The organism is Acetobacter papayae JCM 25143 (assembly GCF_000613285.1).
Classification (GTDB): domain Bacteria; phylum Pseudomonadota; class Alphaproteobacteria; order Acetobacterales; family Acetobacteraceae; genus Acetobacter; species Acetobacter papayae.
This window is the reverse complement of record NZ_BAIN01000006.1, coordinates 25,766-44,909: the sequence shown is the minus strand read 5'-3', so window position 1 is coordinate 44,909 and position 19,144 is coordinate 25,766. Positions and strand designations below refer to the sequence as shown.

The following is a 19,144-nucleotide window of genomic DNA, read 5'->3' as shown; positions in this document are numbered from 1 at the left end:
GGCCAAAGTCATAAGAGGAAGCGCCAATGGTCGGGTGACCTGCGGCGCTGTTTCGTCAGCGGGTTGGCCTGCCTCGTTGTTTTTCAGCAAGGGTGCCCGTTGCATGACTTCTTCCCCCTACAGCCGTGTTCTAGAAGCTCTGGCGTTTGACGATGTGCTCGTCGTACCCGACGCTTCCGATGTCGTGCCCGGACAAACCGAGGTGCGCACGCGCCTGACACGCTCCATCGAACTCAATATCCCCCTGATTTCCTCCGCCATGGACACCGTAACAGAAGACCAGATGGCCATCGCCATGGCCCAGCAGGGCGGCCTTGGGGTTATTCACAAAAACCTGACCTCTGAAGAGCAGGCGGAGCAGGTTCGCCGGGTCAAGCGTTTTGAATCCGGCATGGTGGTCAACCCCGTGACTGTCGGCCCTGACCAGACACTGGCCGAAGTCCGCGCGATCATGCAGCACCATGGGATCAGCGGCCTACCTGTTGTGGAGCCGGGCTCGCAGCGGCTGGTTGGCATTCTGACCAACCGTGACGTGCGTTTTGCGGTAGACCTCAACCAGCGCGTATCTGAACTGATGACGCGCGATAATCTGGTGACCGTGCGCAACAGTGTCGATGCCGACACCGCCCGCCAGATCCTGCACAAACACAGAATTGAAAAACTGCTGGTTGTTGATGACGCAGGCCGCTGCATTGGCCTGATGACAGTCAAGGACATGGACAAGGCCGTAGCCCACCCGCTGGCCATCAAGGACGCCATGGGCCGCCTGCGCTGCGCTGCCGCCACTGGCGTGGGCGATGACGGGTTCAATCGTGCCCGCCTGCTGGTTGAGGCCGGGGTGGATGTGCTTGTTGTCGATACGGCGCATGGTCATTCGGCAGGTGTGCTCAAGGCTGTGGAACGCCTCAAGGCGTTCGATGCCTCTGTGCAGATCGTGGCCGGTAATGTCGCAACGCCAGAAGCCGCTCAGGCACTGATTGCAGCCGGCGCGGATTGTGTAAAAATCGGCATCGGACCCGGTTCCATCTGCACCACACGTATTGTGGCCGGTGTAGGTGTGCCGCAGTTCTCCGCCGTTCTGGAAACGTCTCAGCCTGCCGCGAACTCGATGTGCCGTGCATTGCAGATGGCGGTGTCCGCACATCGGGCGATCTGGTCAAGGCGATTGGGGCCGGGGCCGATGTGGTGATGATCGGCTCTCTTCTGGCTGGCACGGATGAAGCGCCGGGCGAAGTGTTCCTGTATCAGGGCCGCTCCTACAAGTCTTACCGTGGCATGGGCAGTCTGGGCGCCATGGCCCGTGGTTCGGCGGACCGCTACTTCCAGCAGGAAGTCAAGGATGCTCTCAAGCTCGTGCCTGAAGGTATCGAAGGGCGCGTGCCGTATAAGGGCAGCATGGCGGCGGTCATTCACCAGCTCGTTGGCGGCCTCAAGGCAGGCATGGGCTATACGGGTTCGCGGCAGATCACCGACCTGCAGACCCGTGCACGTTTCCGCCGCATTACCGGAGCGGGCCTTCGTGAAAGCCATGTGCACGACGTGTCCATCACGCGTGAAGCCCCCAACTACCGTCAGGACTGACAGCCTAACATGACACCTTCCGCCAGGCTCGCCGCCAGCATTGACCTGCTGGCGGCCATGGAAGCCGCCCCGCGTAAACCAGCGGATGCCGTAGCCAACAGTTTTTTTCGGGAACGACGCTATATTGGCGGAGGGGACAGGCGAGCCATATCCGGGCTTGTCTGGGATGTCATGCGCGGCTGGCGCAGGCTGGGCTGGTGGCTGCAAAAGCAGAACCTGCCGGTTTCGGCCCGTCTGCTGTGCGGGGCACGTCTGGTGCTCGACGGCATGGCCGTATCAGCGTAGCCAACCTGTATGCCGAGGGCCGTTACGCCACCGGCGTGCTGGAACGGCACGAGTGGGATGCTTTATCGCCATGCAGGACAAGCCACTGGACAACCCGGACATGCCGCGCGCGGTGCGTCTGGAACTGCCTGACTGGCTGCTACCCCGGTTGGAGGAAACCTTTGGCCCGGCTCTTGAGACCGAAGTCAAAGCTCTTTCAGGGGAAGCACCGCTGGACCTGCGGGTGAACACATTGCTCGCAGATCGTGCCGAAGCCCGCAAGGCGCTCGCACGAGAAGGCCTGCATGCGGAACTGACACCGCATTCCCCCTGGGGGCTGCGCCTTGAAGGGCGTCTGCCGGTTACGGCCAGTGCACCGTTTCGTGATGGCCGGGTGGAAATACAGGACGAAGGCAGCCAGCTTGTTGCGGCCATGACAGCCGCCGGACCGGAAATGCGGGTGCTGGATTACTGTGCCGGAGCCGGTGGTAAAACACTGGCCATGGCGATGATGATGAATAATCGCGGGCATATCGTGGCGTGCGATGTGTCCGAGCCCCGGCTTGACGGAGCTGTGCGCCGCCTGCGCCGCGCAGGCGTGCATAATGTGGAACGGCACCTGCTGGGTGCGGGGGACAAATGGGCCAAGCGCCGAGCCAAGTCGTTTGACCGGGTTCTGGTTGATGCGCCGTGCAGCGGCACAGGCACATGGCGGCGTAACCCCGATGCACGTTTCCGCACCACGGAAACCGATCTGGCCGAGTTGCTGGTCAAGCAGGCTGCCATCATGGACAGGGCCGCAGCGCTTGTGCGGCCCGGCGGGCGCATGATTTACGCAACCTGCTCACTGCTGAAAGCCGAAAATGCGGATCAGGTCAGTGCGTTTCTGGCCCGACATCCTGATTTCAGGCTTGTGCCATCAGAAGCTCCAGACCTCCCCGAAGCCCTGCGGCATGAAAGCATGATCAGCCTGACACCCGCGCGTGATGAAACCGATGGTTTCTTTGGGGCCGTTATGGAACGCATTCCCGAACAGGACACAGCAGACACCCCGCAGGCTTAAACGCCTCGGGGGTGAATGGTGATAGCCTGCGCTTTTGCTGCCAGAACAGTGCGCAGGTCACTTTCACTCAGCGCCACGCAGCCTTCCGTCGGTGCACGGTCAGGGCGCTGCAGATGCATGAAAATGGCTGAGCCCGCACCGGGGTGCGCGGGTTCGTCATTATACCCGATAACCACCACAAGGTCATAAACATGGTCATCCCGCCACAGACGTTCATGCCGGGCAGGGTGGGGCAAGGTAACAAGCCTGTTATAATCGGCAGAGGTAGGGTCATCGCACCAGCCATCCGTTGGCGCTATGGGTAACAGGGGCAGGCTGGTAACAGGCCGGGCAATGCGGTCTGCGCGGTAAAAAACCTGCGCAGGGGGTAAACGCCTGTTGGGGTGCACAGGTCGCCTTCGTGCTTACGTTCGCTTATGCCGTTTTGTCCAATGCAGGCCTTCATGATATTGTTTCCGCAATGCAGTCGTGCATCGCTCAGGCTATCTGCTCCGGCATAGATATGTATCATCATTACCAATCTTGCCCCCGTTTATGGCTTTCTGGGGGTATTGACGTATCATGCGGACTAACAGAAACCGAAGCGATTCGGATATTGAACGTAGAATATGTCAGACAGCCGCGATGTAGGCTTGAGACAAGGAGATGGACCCCATGACGGGTGCGCGCCCCATTTTGGTTGTTGATGATGATCAGGTTATCCGCAAAACATTGTCGGAACAGTTGCAGCTTGACGGTGAATTTCAGGTTATTGAAGCCGCAACGCTGGCGGAAGCGCGCGAAAAAATAAAAGGCCCTGATGCACGGTGCGATGCGCTGCTGCTCGATGTCAGCCTGCCTGACGGAGATGGCCGCGATTTCTGCGCAGAAATCCGCAAGGAAGGCCTGCGTATGCCGGTGATCATGCTGACCGGCTCTGACGATGAGGCAGATATTGTCCGTGGTCTGGATGCCGGCGCGAATGATTACGTGGCCAAGCCTTTCCGTATTGCTGAACTGCTGGCACGCCTGCGCGCCCAGCTCAGGCTGTTCGAAAACAGTGAAGACGCAGTTTTCTCGATCGGGCCTTATACGTTCAGGCCTTCCGCCAAGCTTTTGCAGGATACGGTCAAGAACCGTCGTATCCGTCTGACGGAAAAAGAAACCGCCATTCTCAAGTTTCTGTACCGTGCGGGCACACGTCCCGTGCCGCGTCAGGTTCTACTGAACGAGGTTTGGGGTTACAACGCCGCCGTAACCACCCATACGCTTGAGACGCATATTTACCGGCTGCGCCAGAAAATCGAACCCGATCCGGCTCATGCCTCGCTGCTGGTGACGGAAGGGGGCGGTTATCGCCTCAACCCTGAACTGGAAACGCAGAGCTGAAAAAACCAGCTAGCATGAATAGATATGGGCCGCAGACGTACTGAACGTCTGCGGCCCATGTTTTTTGCGCTAGTGTTCTATGACATCTAGAATTTCGTATTTTGCAAATTCTTCCATGATTTCGGAATAACGCTTCCAGTTTTCAGGAGATGTCGTAGGCGTCGTGCAGTCCGCGTAAAAGAAATACACATGATGTTCCGAGTTGGATCGAACCAGCCCCATGGAAATCAGGTTGTTTTCCGTCAGACCTTCTATCTTGTATTTGCTGACATGCCCGCGCTTCTGTAACCCGATCGGCGCATAATACCTGTTTAGGATATGGAACGTGCCATCATCATTAATTTCTATGCAATAAGGTAGAAATACTGTTCTTACGGTGGGCATGATAATCCTTTCATAAAAATACCTCACCAGAGCTTAGCATTTTTCTGCGAAAGGTATTTTGCTTTTTAAATTTCTACTGCTTTTTCATAAAAAGGAAACGAAACTAGGCACCGTTCCCATTTTATGGAGCAGCCTTTCCACCATGCGGCATAATAGTCCGGCGCAGAAGATAAATATCCATGATCCAGCCATGCTGTTTACGAGCTTTGGCACGAGTGTGTATAATTTCGTCAGCCATGTCTGATAATGCACCGGCACGGAGAATCTGCTCGGGCATGCCAACATACGCTCCCCAGTAAATCTGCACGCCTTCAGGATCGATATGGGTAAAAGAACATTCCCCATCGAGCAGAATAACGAGTGTATCAACGCCGTCCGGCCAGCCCTTTTCACGCAGATGCCGCCCCGTCGTCACCATGAAAGCGGCCCCGATTTCATTCAGGGCAATTGTATGGGCCGCCGTAAGGGCATTAATCGACATAATGCCGGGAATACTGCGGATACGCTCAGGCGGCAGCAGACGTGCCGCAATTCTGAGCGTGCTGTCATACAGAGCCGGGTCCCCCCAGACCAGCAGCGCAACCCGGCCACCTTCTGGCAGGTGCTCAGCAATCTCACGCATCCAGACAGCGGCTATGGCGTCATGCCAATCCTCAACACCCCGCAGATAATCGGGGTCGGCAGCATCCCGCACCGGCATATCAAACGACACGATACGCGTTTTCGGGTTAGTCAGCACATCCCTGCACAGCGTTTCGCGTAAGATGGCCAAATCAGCCTTTGCTTTTCCTTTTCGGGGAATAAGGATCAGATCAGCGGCATTGATTTCACGCATAGCGGCCAGAGTCAGGTGCTCCGGATTGCCCGTACCTATGCCGATCAGTGAGAGCATGAGCATCTCATGCCCTTCGTGGTCCGTAAGGGTGGTAATACGCCGTTCATGTGGCATCCGCGATAAAGTGGAAAAACGTACCGGTGGCGTTTTCTCTGCGCGAACCTGTTTCTGGCACAGCAGCACCATTCGCATCCACCACATAGGCCAGAGGTTCATCCGGCTGTGCCGTTATGGTGGCATAGTGAAACTCATGTCCACGCAAGCGCTGGCCAGCCTCACGGCCCGCCATTGGGCCGCTTAGTGTCGCCAGTCTATAGCCCAGATGCATACGGCGCTTGGCAAAGGAGGTCTGTAACCCCAGAAGGCCCGCCATGCGATGCGTAACCCCATCCGCATCGGTCAGCGTTTCCCCCATGACCATATAACCACCACACTCGCCATGCACGGGACGCGTGCGGGCAAAGTGTCGCAACCCTTGCTGGAAGTGCCCGGCATTAGCCAACACACCCGCATGCAACTCGGGATAACCGCCGGGAAGCCAGCACAGATCAGCCGAAGGAGCCGGAGCCTCATCCGCAAGAGGGGAGAAAGGCAGAATTTCGGCCCCAGCCTGTCGCCATTGTTCAAGAAGATGAGGGTACATAAAGGAAAACGCCCGATCCTGCGCCAATGCTATGCGCTGTCCCGGTGGGGCAATAAAAGGTAATGGCCCGCAGGACACTTCGCCTGAAGCAAGCTGACGCAAACGCTCCAGCCTAACATGGCTGCCGATAAAGGCCGCAAGGGCCGACAATATCGCCTGCAGATGTTCGTGCTCTCCCGCCTGCACCAGCCCGAGATGCCGCTCCGGCAGGGTTACATCGGTCTGGCGGGGCAGAGACCCCAGCACCTCAATACCCGCCTGTTCCATACCGACACGAGCCAGAGCTTCATGCCGGGGGCTGGCAACCCTGTTCAGAATCACACCTGCAAGCCGCACATCAGGCCTGAAAGTAGCAAAGCCCTTGGCCACGGCGGCAGCAGACTGCGCCTGACCGGAAACATCAAGCACCAGTACCACCGGCCAGCCCATCATGGCCGCCATATCGGCACTGGCGCCATTGCTGCACGCACCGGAAGAGGCCACGCCATCAAACAGCCCCATGGAGCCTTCAGCAATAATCAGCTCTGCATCGCGGGCCGTGCTGACCAGTCCGGCCATATGCCGCGCATCCATCGCCCAGCTATCCAAGTTGAAGGATGGCCGCCCTGATGCCGCGGCGTGGAAAGCGGGGTCGATATAATCCGGGCCGTTTTTAAAGGCCCGGACATCCAGCCCCTGTGCGCGATATGCCGCCAGCAGGCCGAGGGTCAGGGTGGTTTTGCCTGAACCTGAAGCCGGAGCCGCAATAACAAGCCCTCCGGGCATGCCTGATGCGTTTCTCATGGAGTTTGCGGAAAGCGCGGCTGCGTGCCAACCGGGCGGTAACGCCTGTCGTAATCAGCGGCATACAGGCGGCTTTCCTCAAAATCACCGGCTGCAAGAGGGGCACCGACAAGAATAAGGGCCGTACGCTCCATCTGCTCGGCAATATCCGTATCAAGCGTGCCCAGTGTCGCGCGGACAATTTTCTCATCCGGCCAACTTGCCCGCCATACCACGGCTATGGGGCAGTCAGCTCCATAATGCGGCAATAATTCGCTGATAACGCGAGGCAGAACATGCACGGACAGGTGGATGGCCAGTGTTGCACCGGTCTGGGCGAAAGCGCTCAGGGTTTCGCGCTCCGGCATGGCGCTGGCGCGACCCGAGGTGCGGGTCAACACCACGGATTGCGCGACACCGGGGCGGGTCAGTTCAACATCCAGTGCAGCAGCTGCAGCCGCGAAGGACGGTACGCCGGGCGTGACATCGTAGGGAATATCGAGCGCCTGCAAGCGGCGGATTTGTTCCCCCATGGCGGACCAGACCGATAGATCACCCGAATGCAGCCTAGCGATATCCTGCCCCTGATCATGAGCCGAGACAATTTCTGCCATGATCTCATCCAGCGACAGGGGCGCAGTGTTAATAATCTTTGTACCCGCAGCGCAGTGCTCCAGCACCCCTGCGGGGATAAGTGAGCCCGCATACAGGCAGACAGGGCTTTGTGCGATCAGCTTGGCACCCCGCAGGTCAGAAGATCAGGTGCGCCGGGACCTGCGCCAATGAAATGAACGGTCATGCCTGATAAATCCTTCTGTCTCGGCCATGGCGGCGCTGGCTGTACCATCAGGCGATACGATACGTGATACGATAATGCGCGCACCCTCTCCAGCAGCCAGCAGGGCCGTAGCCTCTGCTATGCTGCCGGTGGCAAAAAGGGCTTCAATCCGCGCCGAGCGGGTAGGGGTGGCAACCCCCGCCACTCTGGTTTCATCCACCGCAATGACAGGCAGCGCATAAGCCTGCGCCAGACACCGCAAGCCCGGGTGTTCCGCCCTGCGTGCAAGAGTGGCCATCGCGTGCACAATAGGCGGCTTACCATCATGAGCACGGGCTGCATCCAGCACACGGGCAAGCACCTGCTCCAACGCATTCCGTGGGGCATGAGGGCGCAGGCCAAACCCTACAACCCTCATCGGATCACGCTCCACTGCACAACCGGACGCGAGGGAGACCAGCCGCGCATACGCCCCAGAGGTTGGGAGTGCGCCAGTTCTATCCGCAGCAGGCTTCCTCCAACACGGGCATGCCATGTAGCCAGCAGCGTTTCGGTTTCCAGCGTTACGGCGTTGATAACAAAGCGCGTGCCTTCTGGCACCCGCTCCCACACACGCGCCAGCAGCGCCTCGCTCGCGCCGCCGCCAATAAAAACAGCACTGGGAGACATTTGGGGCAGGGTGCTGTTTGTATCCGCCTGCAACACGCTCAGCCTATGCTCCACGCCAAACCGGGCTGCATTAGCGCGTATGCGTGCACAGCGTTCAGGATCGCGCTCAACGGCACAGGCCCGGCCGCCAGACAGACACCACTCCACACTGATAGAGCCCGAACCAGCCCCCAGGTCCCACAGCACTTCACCCCGACGCGGAGCCAGAGCGGACAGAGTGAGGGCACGTATGGGGCTTTTGGTAATCTGCCCATCATGCGCGAACAGATCATCCGGCAGACCAAAGCCTGCGGGCAACCCGGCAGCATGAGGTCCGCTCCCGACCATGGACAGGGCAACGGCCACCGGGGCCTGAATATCCGTTAGGTCAAAGCTGTTGGCCCGTGTGATTCTGATACGCTCATGCGCCCCACCCAGCGCTTCCATGACGTGCAGCGTGCTAAGCCCGAACCCGCGCTGTTCCAGCCAGTGGGCAAGTTCTTCGGGCGCCTTGCCGTCACGCAGGAGGCATATTGCCTGCCCGCCGTGGTACAGGCTTGGCACCAACCGCTCAAAAGGGGCTGCATGCAGACCCAGACAGGGTGTTTCTTCCAGACGCCACCCCATACGGGCTGCAACCCATGAAAATGTTGAAGGCGCAGGGTAAGCCCGCCATTCTCCGGGCGTGAGATGTGTGCACAGGCTACCCCCCGCGCCGTACCAGAATGGATCGCCTGAAGCCAGAACCACCACCTTGCGCCCACGCAGGGCCAGAACCGGCTCTACGCTAAAGGGCACCGGCCACAACCGCGCACGGGAAGACGCCTCAAGCCCGGCCAGAGCCAGATGACGGGGGCCCCAAAAACCACCTCAGCCTCATCGAGCGCGGCACGGCTTGCCGGTGGCAGCGCTTCAAGCCTATCTTCCCCCATGCCAATGACAGACAGCCAGGGAAATGCCGTGCCCGGGAGAGGCTCAGACATGCCACGTATCCTTCTGCTGGGTGGCACAAGTGAAGCCTCGCAGATGGCGCGCGTTCTGGCGAATAGCGGAGCTGATGCCGTTTTTTCCTATGCTGGACGCACGACGGCACCCGTAAGCCAGCCCCTGCCGACGCGGATTGGCGGTTTTGGCGGCGTGACAGGACTGGCCGCCTATCTGCGGGCCGAAAACATTACCCATGTTATCGACGCGACTCACCCCTTTGCCGCGCAAATGAGCGCCAATGCCGTTGCTGCCTGCGGCATGACCAATGTGGCGCTGTGTGCGCTGGAACGTCCGGCATGGCGGGCAGGACCGGATGATACATGGCTGTCCGTGCCCAATACCGAAACGGCCGTGCAGGCTTTGCCAGACAGCCCGGTCCGCGTGTTTCTGGCTATCGGCAAACAGACACTCAGCGCGTTCAGCCATAAAAGCCAGCATTTCTATCTGCTGCGGCTGGTTGATGCCCCCGACACGCCCCTGCCGCTGCCACGAGCTCAAGCCGTAATTGCACGCGGGCCGTTTACTGAGGCCGAAGACCTCGCCCTGCTGCGCACGCACGCCATCACGCATATCGTCGCCAAAAATGCTGGAGGCACAGGTGCCCGCGCCAAGCTGGATGCCGCGCGGGTTCTGGGGTTGCCCGTAATCCTGATCGACCGACCTGCTGTGCCACCTCGGGCGGTCAGGCATAGTGTAGAGGCTGTCATGAACTGGCTGGCTCATGGCGCGGAGGCAGGCACCACCACAGAGCGTGGTGTATAGACCCAGCGACCAACCTGCCGGGTCAGGCTGTTGCCAACAATAACGACCGTGCGCATATCCGCCATATCGGGGGTAGCCTGCGCCAGCGTGACTGTCCGCACGGTTTCATCGGGTGTGCTGACTGCACGGGCAAAAATAACAAGGCGCTGGCTTTCGCATTCCTCGCGCAGGATTTCCAGAACATGCGCGAACTGGTGCGGGCGGCTTTTACTGCGCGGGTTATAAAAAGCCATGGCAAAATCACCACGGGCCGCCATTCGCAACCGCTGCTCGACCACACTCCATGGTTTGAGATTGTCAGACAGGTTGATGACGCAGAAATCATGCCCCAAGGGAGCTCCTGCCCGGGCCGCCGCTGCCAGCATGGCGGTAATGCCCGGCAGAATACGGATATCCGTATTTGTGTCGTAGTCTCCGGATTCAAGCGCTTCGAACAGGGCGGACGCCATGGCAAATACGCCGGGATCGCCTGATGACACAATAACCGCGTGCCGACCCTGCCGGGCCAGTTCCAGCGCATGGCGGGCGCGGTGAAGTTCCTCACGATTGTCGCTTGGGTGCAGGTTTAAACCGGGACGGGCAGCAATACGGGCTACATAGGGAATATACCCCAGAATATCAGTGGCATTATCGAGCGCCCTCTGCACTTCAGGTGTAACCAGAAGCGAGTCACCCGGACCCAGACCCGCGACAACAACACTCCCACTCATGACTGTGTTCCATCCGTGTCAGTGGCACCTGCCATAGCCTCAACCTGTTGACGCCGTTCCGGGCGACGGCCATTGCCATGCACCAGCACGATTGCAAAATAGGGGCAATCCTGCTCGGCGGCTTCCTCCAGCCGGATAACCCGCTGGTTGGGCATGGTGCCCCGTTCGATCAGCCATGCCCGTTCAAGCAACCCGGTCTGGGCCAGCGCCCGGCGGATTTTTGGCAGGTTACGGCCTGTTTTCATGATCACCAGCGCATCAGCCTGACGCATGTGGTGCACAAGCGCTGCTTCAGACAATGTGCCGGGCAAGACTGCCAGAACATCATCCCCGCATGTAATGGGCTGCCCCGTTGCGTGCCAGCAGCCAGTCATGCCGGGAATACCGGGTACAACCTCTACCGGGCAGCGCCCCTGCAAGCGGGCATGCAGGTGAATGAAGGAACCGTAAAGGAACGGGTCTCCTTCGCACAGGACAATGACATCGTGCTTTTGCGCCATCTGGCAAAGACGATCGGCCCAGTCATCATAAAAACTGGCCAGCAGGTCGTTATAGTCAACGCAGGCAAAGGCAATTTCTGTCGTAACCGGATATTCCATGGGATATTCCGTTACATCCGGGTGGAGCATCCCTTCCACAATCCGGCGCGCCTGCCCCAACTGTCCCGCCTTGCGAAAATAGGCCACATGCTGGCCACCTTCGATCAGCCGAGCCGCCTTGCGGCTCATCAGATCCGGGTCTCCGGGGCCAAGTCCCACGCATATGATCGTGCCCATGCGGCTACTCCCTGTCGCAGGCCAGCGCATTGATGGCGGCAACCGTCATGGCCGATCCACCCAGCCGACCCCTTACAATCAGAGCGGGACAGGGAGCATCTTCCAGCAGCGCTTCTTTTGATTCCGCCGCCCCCACAAAACCCACCGGGCAGCCGATAATGGCGGCCGGTCGTGAGCAGGCGGGATCTTCAAGCATGTTCAGCAGGTGGAAAAGGGCTGTCGGCGCGTTGCCAATGGCAACAATGCTCCCTGCAAGAAAGGGCCGCCACAGTTCAATGGCAGCCGCGGACCGGGTTGTACCCATGCTTTGCGCAAGGTCTGGCACCGTGGTTCATGCAGGGTGCAGACCACCCGGTTCTGTGCGGGCAGGCGTGAGCGGGTAATTCCTTCGGAAACCATACGTGCATCACACAGAATAGGCGCGCCACCCTGCAATGCTGCACGCGCTGTTTCCGCCATGCCGGGCGTAAAGACGATATTTTTTTCCAGCCCAACCATACCGGCCGCGTGGATCATGCGCACAACAACCTGTTCTTCAGTCGGGCTCAGGCCGTCCAGAGTAGCCTCTGCCCGGATGATGGAAAAAGACTGGCGGTAGATGGCGGCGCCATCGGTTTCAAAGCAGTGGGGCATCAGTCCTTGGTCATCAGCTCGGGGTGGGCGCGCAACCTTTCGGGTGAAAGGTTTCTGGCTATGGGCTGGTCTGTTGTAGTGCCATGATGGATGAGAGCAAACCCCCCGCTTTGCGCAACCAGTGTCAGTGTGGCCGCCTGCGGATGCGCGCAGCCCTTGGCACAGCCCGAAACATGCAAAAATGCGTGGGCAGGCACATGGGCCGCAAGATCAGATGCCAGTGCCCGCACGGGTGCGAGCGCCTGCGGGCAGGCCAGTGCCCCGGTGCAGGCCGCCACACGCAGGCGGGCATCCCCGGCCTGTAGAAGCTCCGCAAGATCTGGAGCCTGTATCACACCCTCCAGAACGATCATGCGCCATGGCGTCAGGCGCAGGGGAGCCATGGTGGACAGTGCGCACAGCGTTGAGGCATGGCATTGCCCGAAAGCCACTCCCGCCATCCACCCGGCTGACGTCATCCCGGGTTCGGGTATGAAAGGCGGGGCGAGCGGCACAGGCGTATTATATTCCGGCGGCAAAGGCATATGCCGCACATGGCTGGCCATCCGCCCCCGGCCATTGCACACACCACCACTGCGCACAAACCAGTTTGCCAGCGCCATGGCCTGTTCAACCGCATTATGCGGATCTACCAGCCTGCCTGTTTGCGCACCATCGGCATAGAGAAGCAGGGAGCCCGCCTCTGTGCGTTCGATACGGATGTCCGCCGAGGCCTGCCGCAGAACCGGGGGGCCCGCACAATCTATAGCAAAACCGAATTTACCCGGCAGGCGTAGCCCGTCATGCACTATAGCGTGTTGGAGACTATTCTCCAGCGCCTGCACCAGTGCGGTTGTGCCATCATCTGCCTGCCAGAACGGCGTGACCATGATGTTGCGCGCTGACTCTATCTCGGGGTCAGTATCAAGCAGGTTTAGGGCGTTAAGCCCTCCAGAACGGCGGCATGCCCCTCCGGCTTTATGCCCCGCAGTTGCAGGTTGGCGCGGGCCGAAAAATCAACCAGCCCATTCCCATAAGCCTGCGCCAGTTCCCCCAGTCCACCAAGCTGCACGCGCGACAGGCAGCCACCATGTGGGCGCACCCGTACCACCAGCCCGTCTCCGGACAGCATGGGGCGAAGAGCACCGGGGCACCATCCTTTGATAAGGGGGGCGGGTGAACCTGACATCAGCCGGGAGCATCCAGTCTGGCAATAATGGAGTTACTACGGCTCCGCCACAGCCCAGCGGTGGCTAGCGCCTGAAAACGCGTGCGCAGCGCCTCCAAAGCCATAGGGTTTTCCCGCTCCATGAAAGCGGACACATCGTCCCGCCCCAGTGTTGCTTCAAAATACAGGTCGAACAGATGTGCTGGCACCTGCCGCGTCAGGTGGGCGAAGGCTGCCAGATTGTCCAGTGTAGCCGCTATTTCTGCTGCCCCACGAAAACCGTGGCGCATCATACCCGCCGCCCAGACCGGGCTGGTCGCCCGTACGCGCACAATGCGGGCCAGTTCCTCGCCCAGAATACGGGCCTGTGGTGCTCCGGCACGGGTTGTATCAAGGTGATACAGTGCAGGCTGAGCATGCCCCAGAGCCGCCATGGCCGCCGAAAACCCACCCTCATGAGCAGCATAATCTCGGGCCAGCAACAGATCCATTTCGGGCAGGTCCTGAATATGGGTGAAGGTATCAGCCGTCCGCAGCCGCTCTTCCAACGCTGCGCGGTCACGCTTTATGGCGCCTGTGGCGTCCATGCTCCATTCAGAGGCTTTCAGCCACGCTTCACCCGCAGCCTGTCGGCTCTGCTCATCAAACCGTTCTGCCGGGTCCTCCATGGCCAGACCATAGGTGCCGGGGCGCGGACCAAAAATACGAGGCGCGCTCTTACGGTAAGGATTATCGAGCATATCCTCGCCCGTACGCTCGGCCAGCGCGCGGGTTGCGGCATCGAACAACCGCGCCAGATCGGGAAAAACATCCCTGAAAAGGCCCGACACGCGCAGTGTGACATCAATCCGGGGCCGCTCCAGCAGCACGGGCGGCAGGATTTCAAACCCCGATACCCGTTCCGAACCCGGCTCCCACATGGGGGCAAGCCCGGCAAGATGCAGCGCCATGGAGAATTCTTCCCCCGCCGTGCGCATGGTAGCGGAACCCCACAGATCGATAACCAGCCCCTTTGGCCAGTCTCCATGGTCCTGCAAATGACGGCGGAGCAGTTCCTCCGCCAGTTTTACCCCCTGCGCATGCGCCGCGCGGCTGGGCACGGCGCGGGGGTCCACAGCATACAGGTTGCGCCCTGTGGGTAGAACATCCGTCCGCCCCCGTGCGGGCGAGCCTGATGGCCCGCCCTCAACCCGCAAGCCCGCCAGTGCGCGCACAAGGCCGTGGTTTTCGCCTTCACCCTGTCCGTAAACATGCAGGCCATCACCAAACTGGCTTTCTTTCAGGTCGCAAACAAAGCGGTCGATCCGCACCATGCTTCTGCCGGGCTTGCCGCAGTATCCAACCCCAGATCAGCCTCCACGCCGGTAGCACGGGCTTCTGCCCGGATAAGGGGAATAAGGCGGTTGCGGCGGGCCGGGTCCAGACCATCGGCCGTGGCGTATTCGTCCAGCAACCGTTCAAGATGCAGCAGACTTTCTGGCACATTGGCCTGCACCATGGCGGGAGGCAGATGCCCGAGGGTAAGAGCCCCGATCCGCCGCCGGGCCTGTGCGGCCTCGCCGGGATCGTTGACGATAAACGGATAAATGACAGGCATGGCCCCGCAGAGCACTTCCGGCCAGCAGGTTTGCGACAGGGCAACAGCCTTGCCCGGCAACCACTCCAACGTGCCATGCGCGCCAACATGCACCAGAGCATGCAGGCCCTGCTCATGCAGCCAGAGATAAAACGCCACATACGCATGGCAGGGCACACGGGCGGTGTCGTGATAATCCGCATCGCGCTCGGCATGACGACCGCGTTCGGGCTGAAGGGCCAACAACATGCGGCCCCTGCGCGTGAGCGCGAAGTGAAACATGCCATCGCGCACGGCAGGGTCCTGCTCCGGCTCACCCCAGACCTGCACAAGCTGCTCCCGCAGGAGAGCCGGCAAGCGTTTAAGTGCTGCCTTGTATGCAGAGACTGGCCATGTGGCTTCCTGCCTTGACAGGGCTGTGGCCAGAGGCTCGCCCGCCTGTGCAAGTGTGTAGCCTTCCGCCGCCAGCGTTTCCAGCATGGCCTCGGTTGAGGCAAGGGCATCCAGCCCCACGGCATGGGCCATCTGGTCTGTTCGGCCCGGGTAGGTGGAAAGCACGAACGCCACGGCGCGCTGGTGGGCAGGCGTTACGGCCAGCCTGTGCCAAGCTGCCACCTTGTCCGCAATGGCCGCGATCCGGTCAGGAACAGGCTGATGTATGGCGCGGGCGAACTGGAGCGCCTCGTCCGGTGTTTCCAACGCCTTGAAGCTGGCAACACCAGCCATGATCCGCCCGTCCACTTCAGGCAGAACAACGTGCATGGCCAGATCTGCTGGGGAAAGCCCACGCTCGGCGTCCTGCCAGTCCTGCTGGCTGTTGGTGGCAAGAGCGATCTGAAAAACCGGGCAACCCGGCGTATCCAGTGGAGAAGAGCCCCCTGCATCCTGCCCGGAAAAAGCAGTGGCGTTGACAATAACAGCCGGGCTGGCCTGCATAAGTGCCGCACGCAGCCATGGGGCTGCGGCTCCCTTGAGAGAGGGGGCAAACAGACCCGCGACACGAAACCCACGCGCTTGCAGGGCCTCTATCAGCGCATCAATGGGGGCCGTGTCAGCGCTGGTCAGATACGCACGATAGAACACGACAACCGCAAGCGGGCGGTCTCCCTCTGGTGGAGCAGGCATAACGCCCATACCGGACTGGTACCAGCCATAATCCGGTATAGTAGGCACTGGGGCCACAGGCGGTGCGGGCAGGCCTGCGGTTTGCGCCAGTAGGCAGAGTGCGGCATGGGCTGCCTCTGCCCCACCTGTGTCGCACAGCCGGGCAAGATTACGCAGGCTTTCGGCAGGAACGGTCGAAAACTCATCCAGTGTTGGGTCAGCCCTGCCATCAGCAGGGATCACAGCCAGCGCCATACCGGTAGAGCGGGCCAGAGCGTTGAGCTGTTCCAGCCCGTAGCGCCAGTATCCCGCGCCGCCAATCAGCCGCACCAGCACCGCCCTGCTGTTGGCGAGAGTACGCTCGATATAGGTATCGACACTCAGGGGATGTTTAAGGGCGGCAAGGTTGGCAAGGCGCAGCGCGGGCAGGGAGCTCTGTCCAACCTGCCATCCTGCCGCAAAGGCACTCAGGTCACTGTCTGAAAAGGACAGGACAACAAGCGGGGCAGGGCTCTGGCCGAGATCCGTGGCATTCTCCAGCCCGTCAAGGCCACGGTTTTCTCGGAAGATAACATGCATTACCCTTAGCCCCGCCTGTGCTTCAGCCCGCCTGTATCTGCGCGGTTGCGCCGAGCAGAACAGCCTGCACGGCCTGCAGGTTCAGATGGTCATGCTCGGCAATAACCACAAGGCGCCCCTCACGCGGGCGACTCCCCCATGGCTGATCAAACTGGTGGCGCACTCTGGCCCCTACAGCCTGAACCAGCAGCCGCATGGGCTTGCCCCGAACCGCAACATACCCCTTGACGCGCAGAATATCCTGCTCGCGTGCAAGGCGGATAATAGCCTGAGCCAGTGCTTCGGGGTCATCAATCTCGGGCAGGGTTACGACCGTGCTGTCGAAATCCTCATGTTCGTGTTCATCTTCACCATCATGATGCGAGGGACGGGCGGCCAGATCATCTTCCGCCGCTGCGTTCAGGCCCAGAATAACGGTGGGGTCAATCGCACCATCACGGACGGGCAGAACGGGCAGGGGGCGTGGCGCTTCGGCCAGAATAACCGCACGCGCGGCTTCCAGCGTTGCCTCATCACAAGGTCGGCCTTGGTCAGCAGCACGAGGTCAGCGCAGGCAATCTGGTCTTCAAACACTTCGGCCAGAGGGGTTTCGTGGTCCAGACTGTCATCCTGCGCACGCTGGGCGTCCACTGCGGCAGGGTCGGGGGCAAAACGCCCGGCTGCCACCGCTTCCGCATCAGCCAAAGCAATCACGCCATCGACAGTAATGCGCGAGCGGATGGAGGGCCAGTCAAATGCCTTGAGCAACGGCTTGGGTAGCGCCAGACCCGAGGTTTCAATCAGGATATGGTCAGGCTTCTGAGGCAGGGCCATGAGCTGTTCAACCGTAGGGATGAAATCATCTGCAACAGTGCAGCAGATACAGCCATTGGCCAGTTCCACAATCGCGCTTTCGGGGCAGTTTTCATCCGCACAGGCCCGCAGGATTTCGCCGTCCACACCCACCGTGCCGAATTCGTTCACCAGCACGGCCAGCCTGCGCCCGCCGGGGTTTTGCAGCAGATGGCGGATAAGGGTGGTTTTTCCGGCCCCCAGAAAGCCAGTGACAACCGTAACGGGAATTTTGGCAAGAGTGTTCATGGTGCAATCTCCTGTGGAGGAATACGGGCAACGCATTGCTTGCGGAAAATAACAGGGCGTTCACGCACGGTGGAATGCCATCGGCACTGGCTATGTAGCCCTGAGCGCCCAGCAGAATATCCGCCACATCGGCCTCGCTCAGATTGCCATAGATATAGGTCCATGAACCGGGTCGGGCGAGGGCTATGGCACAGCCCCGTGAGCAGGCAGAAAGACATTCTACCGCACGAATAACCGGACGGGGCCTATCTTCGGCGTCGACCGAAGAAGCCTCCTGAGCGACCTGCAGGGCAGCGAGCAGGCGGGCACCCGCTACAGGCTGCCCCTCTATTGGGGCCACGCCAGCCCGGCAGGTTGAACAGACATAAAGGATTGTCTGAGCGGAGGGTGTTTCTGCGGCCATCTGTGCTGCGCCCTTGTCTGTCATGGGACAGGGCGTGGGTATGGCAAGACCCAGCCCGCATGACATGCGCACAGGGCTGAATATCCGGCCACAGCGCACCCCGGCTGTCCGTTCAATCCGTGCTGGCAGGTCTCCCGGCTGACAGATCCGGGCGCGAACACCCATGGCCTCCCCGCCTTCCCGAACCTGCGCTCAGTGGCTCCGGGGGAAACCTGATCTGCTGACGGTCGCGGGGGCGGCTGCGTTATGGAAAGCGGGCAGGCCCGCTTTCTTCTGCATTCCCTCTTCGCCCATGTCCGCCATGGTGGCAGGCACAGGAACCAGCCTGAGTGGATTGAGCTAGCAGGCCGCATCTGTCAAGCTGGAGCCTATTCTCAGACAGGACCGGAAGCTTCCGTACTCATGCCAACATCTTCTACCCAGCCTCAAAACGAACCCACCACCACGGATGATGCCGCCCAGCACGCACAGAAAATGGCGCGCATCAAAGCCGCACGGGATCGGATGATGGCCACAAAGGAAGGGGAGAAAGGCCTCGTGATCGTCCATACCGGGGCGGGCAAAGGCAAATCCTCATCCGGTTTTGGCATGATCCTGCGCTGTATCGCCCATGAAATGCCCTGCGCTGTCGTGCAGTTTATCAAGGGCGGATGGGATACTGGCGAACGGCGGCTGATCGAGACGCATTTTGGTGGACTCTGCCAGTTTTACGCCATGGGCGAGGGGTTCACATGGGAAACTCAGGACAAGGCGCGCGATATCGCCGCAGCCCGCCGTGGTTGGGAAAAAGCCAAGGAACTGATCCGCAACCCAGAAATCCGTATGGTTTTGCTGGACGAGATCAATATTGCCCTACGGTATGACTACCTGCCCATTGAAGACGTGCTGGCCTTCCTGCGTGAAGAAAAGCCGCCTTTGACCCATGTCGTGCTGACAGGCCGCAACGCAAAGCCGGAACTCATTGAACTGGCCGATCTGGTTACCGAAATGACCCTGCTCAAGCATCCGTTCCGCGCCGGGATCAAGGCGCAGCCCGGCGTCGAGTTTTAAGGACGCCTACC

Annotated in this window: 15 protein-coding genes, 7 pseudogenes and 1 riboswitch; of the genes and pseudogenes, 5 read left to right on the top strand and 17 right to left on the bottom strand. The window is 60.3% G+C overall.

Features of this window, described 5'->3' with window-relative positions; genetic code table 11:
- Positions 1–103: 103 nt before the first annotated feature.
- Both guaB and JCM25143_RS16320 read left to right on the top strand, forming a co-directional pair.
- A pseudogene (guaB, locus tag JCM25143_RS16325) lies at positions 104–1,581 on the top strand (IMP dehydrogenase).
- A gap of 9 nt (positions 1,582–1,590) precedes the next feature.
- A pseudogene (locus JCM25143_RS16320) lies at positions 1,591–2,908 on the top strand (RsmB/NOP family class I SAM-dependent RNA methyltransferase).
- On the opposite strand, the pseudogene JCM25143_RS16315 reads toward JCM25143_RS16320, so the two are convergent.
- Positions 2,905–3,422, bottom strand: a pseudogene (locus JCM25143_RS16315) (L,D-transpeptidase family protein). The pseudogenes JCM25143_RS16320 and JCM25143_RS16315 sit on opposite strands and share 4 nt — an antisense overlap.
- Before the next feature lie 140 nt (positions 3,423–3,562).
- Here JCM25143_RS16315 and JCM25143_RS02940 point away from each other — a divergent pair.
- Positions 3,563–4,276, top strand: a complete 714-nt coding sequence (locus tag JCM25143_RS02940) for a response regulator transcription factor (RefSeq protein WP_025859969.1) — start codon at positions 3,563–3,565, stop codon at positions 4,274–4,276.
- A gap of 69 nt (positions 4,277–4,345) precedes the next feature.
- Here JCM25143_RS02940 and JCM25143_RS02935 read toward each other — a convergent pair whose 3' ends face one another.
- The 7 genes and pseudogenes from JCM25143_RS02935 to JCM25143_RS23265 form a co-directional block, all read right to left on the bottom strand.
- Positions 4,346–4,660: a hypothetical protein gene (locus tag JCM25143_RS02935; RefSeq protein ID WP_148299990.1), complete on the bottom strand. Its 315-nt coding sequence runs from the start codon at positions 4,658–4,660 to the stop codon at positions 4,346–4,348.
- Positions 4,661–4,781: 121 nt separating this feature from the next.
- Positions 4,782–5,552, bottom strand: coding sequence for a precorrin-6A synthase (deacetylating) (cobF, locus tag JCM25143_RS02930; protein ID WP_234394906.1), 771 nt, complete (start codon positions 5,550–5,552; stop codon positions 4,782–4,784).
- A gap of 46 nt (positions 5,553–5,598) precedes the next feature.
- Positions 5,599–6,921 carry a cobyrinate a,c-diamide synthase gene (locus tag JCM25143_RS02925; RefSeq protein ID WP_234394905.1) on the bottom strand — a complete coding sequence of 441 codons (1,323 nt, stop codon included), beginning with the start codon at positions 6,919–6,921 and terminating at the stop codon, positions 5,599–5,601.
- Positions 6,918–7,699 (bottom strand): annotated as a pseudogene (cobM, locus tag JCM25143_RS16310) (precorrin-4 C(11)-methyltransferase). Before cobM ends, JCM25143_RS02925 begins: the two are co-directional and overlap by 4 nt.
- The gene (locus JCM25143_RS02915; RefSeq protein ID WP_025859965.1) at positions 7,659–8,096 is read right to left on the bottom strand and encodes a cobalamin biosynthesis protein; all 438 of its coding nucleotides are present in this window, start codon (positions 8,094–8,096) and stop codon (positions 7,659–7,661) included. Before JCM25143_RS02915 ends, cobM begins: the two are co-directional and overlap by 41 nt.
- On the bottom strand, positions 8,093–9,124 hold the full coding sequence (cbiT, locus tag JCM25143_RS16305; protein ID WP_234394904.1) for a precorrin-6Y C5,15-methyltransferase (decarboxylating) subunit CbiT: 1,032 nt from the start codon (positions 9,122–9,124) through the stop codon (positions 8,093–8,095). The genes JCM25143_RS02915 and cbiT overlap by 4 nt, the downstream gene beginning before the upstream one ends.
- The gene (locus JCM25143_RS23265) at positions 9,109–9,309 is read right to left on the bottom strand and encodes a hypothetical protein (RefSeq protein WP_234394903.1); all 201 of its coding nucleotides are present in this window, start codon (positions 9,307–9,309) and stop codon (positions 9,109–9,111) included. Before JCM25143_RS23265 ends, cbiT begins: the two co-directional genes overlap by 16 nt.
- Here JCM25143_RS23265 and JCM25143_RS02905 point away from each other — a divergent pair.
- The gene (locus tag JCM25143_RS02905; protein ID WP_025859964.1) at positions 9,308–10,075 is read left to right on the top strand and encodes a cobalt-precorrin-6A reductase; all 768 of its coding nucleotides are present in this window, start codon (positions 9,308–9,310) and stop codon (positions 10,073–10,075) included. The two genes, JCM25143_RS23265 and JCM25143_RS02905, sit on opposite strands and share 2 nt — an antisense overlap.
- On the opposite strand, the gene cobJ is transcribed toward JCM25143_RS02905, so the two are convergent.
- The 9 genes and pseudogenes from cobJ to JCM25143_RS25505 form a co-directional block, all read right to left on the bottom strand.
- Complete coding sequence (gene cobJ, locus JCM25143_RS02900) at positions 10,033–10,785, bottom strand: precorrin-3B C(17)-methyltransferase (RefSeq protein ID WP_025859963.1); 753 nt, start codon at positions 10,783–10,785, stop codon at positions 10,033–10,035. The genes JCM25143_RS02905 and cobJ overlap by 43 nt on opposite strands.
- On the bottom strand, positions 10,782–11,561 hold the full coding sequence (locus JCM25143_RS02895; protein WP_025859962.1) for a precorrin-2 C(20)-methyltransferase: 780 nt from the start codon (positions 11,559–11,561) through the stop codon (positions 10,782–10,784). The genes cobJ and JCM25143_RS02895 overlap by 4 nt, the downstream gene beginning before the upstream one ends.
- A gap of 4 nt (positions 11,562–11,565) precedes the next feature.
- Positions 11,566–12,194: pseudogene (locus JCM25143_RS16300) on the bottom strand (precorrin-8X methylmutase).
- Positions 12,194–13,063, bottom strand: coding sequence for a precorrin-3B synthase (locus JCM25143_RS16295; protein ID WP_199897814.1), 870 nt, complete (start codon positions 13,061–13,063; stop codon positions 12,194–12,196). Before JCM25143_RS16295 ends, JCM25143_RS16300 begins: the two are co-directional and overlap by 1 nt.
- A gap of 44 nt (positions 13,064–13,107) precedes the next feature.
- The gene (locus JCM25143_RS22635) at positions 13,108–13,362 is read right to left on the bottom strand and encodes a hypothetical protein (protein WP_199897813.1); all 255 of its coding nucleotides are present in this window, start codon (positions 13,360–13,362) and stop codon (positions 13,108–13,110) included.
- Entirely contained in the window at positions 13,362–14,654 is a 1,293-nt protein-coding gene (locus JCM25143_RS23260) for a cobaltochelatase subunit CobN (RefSeq protein ID WP_234394902.1), read from the bottom strand. Before JCM25143_RS23260 ends, JCM25143_RS22635 begins: the two co-directional genes overlap by 1 nt.
- The gene (locus JCM25143_RS23255) at positions 14,621–16,600 is read right to left on the bottom strand and encodes a cobaltochelatase subunit CobN (RefSeq protein ID WP_234394901.1); all 1,980 of its coding nucleotides are present in this window, start codon (positions 16,598–16,600) and stop codon (positions 14,621–14,623) included. The genes JCM25143_RS23260 and JCM25143_RS23255 overlap by 34 nt, the downstream gene beginning before the upstream one ends.
- A gap of 22 nt (positions 16,601–16,622) precedes the next feature.
- Positions 16,623–17,680: pseudogene (gene cobW, locus JCM25143_RS16285) on the bottom strand (cobalamin biosynthesis protein CobW).
- A 127-nt stretch (positions 17,681–17,807) separates the two neighbouring features.
- A pseudogene (locus tag JCM25143_RS25505) lies at positions 17,808–18,083 on the bottom strand (DUF1636 family protein); the annotation flags it as partial.
- Between the two features lie 107 nt (positions 18,084–18,190).
- Positions 18,191–18,422, bottom strand: a riboswitch (cobalamin riboswitch).
- Between the two features lie 63 nt (positions 18,423–18,485).
- Here JCM25143_RS25505 and cobO point away from each other — a divergent pair.
- Positions 18,486–19,133, top strand: a complete 648-nt coding sequence (cobO, locus tag JCM25143_RS02865; protein WP_025859961.1) for a cob(I)yrinic acid a,c-diamide adenosyltransferase — start codon at positions 18,486–18,488, stop codon at positions 19,131–19,133.
- The last annotated feature ends 11 nt before the right edge of the window (positions 19,134–19,144 follow it).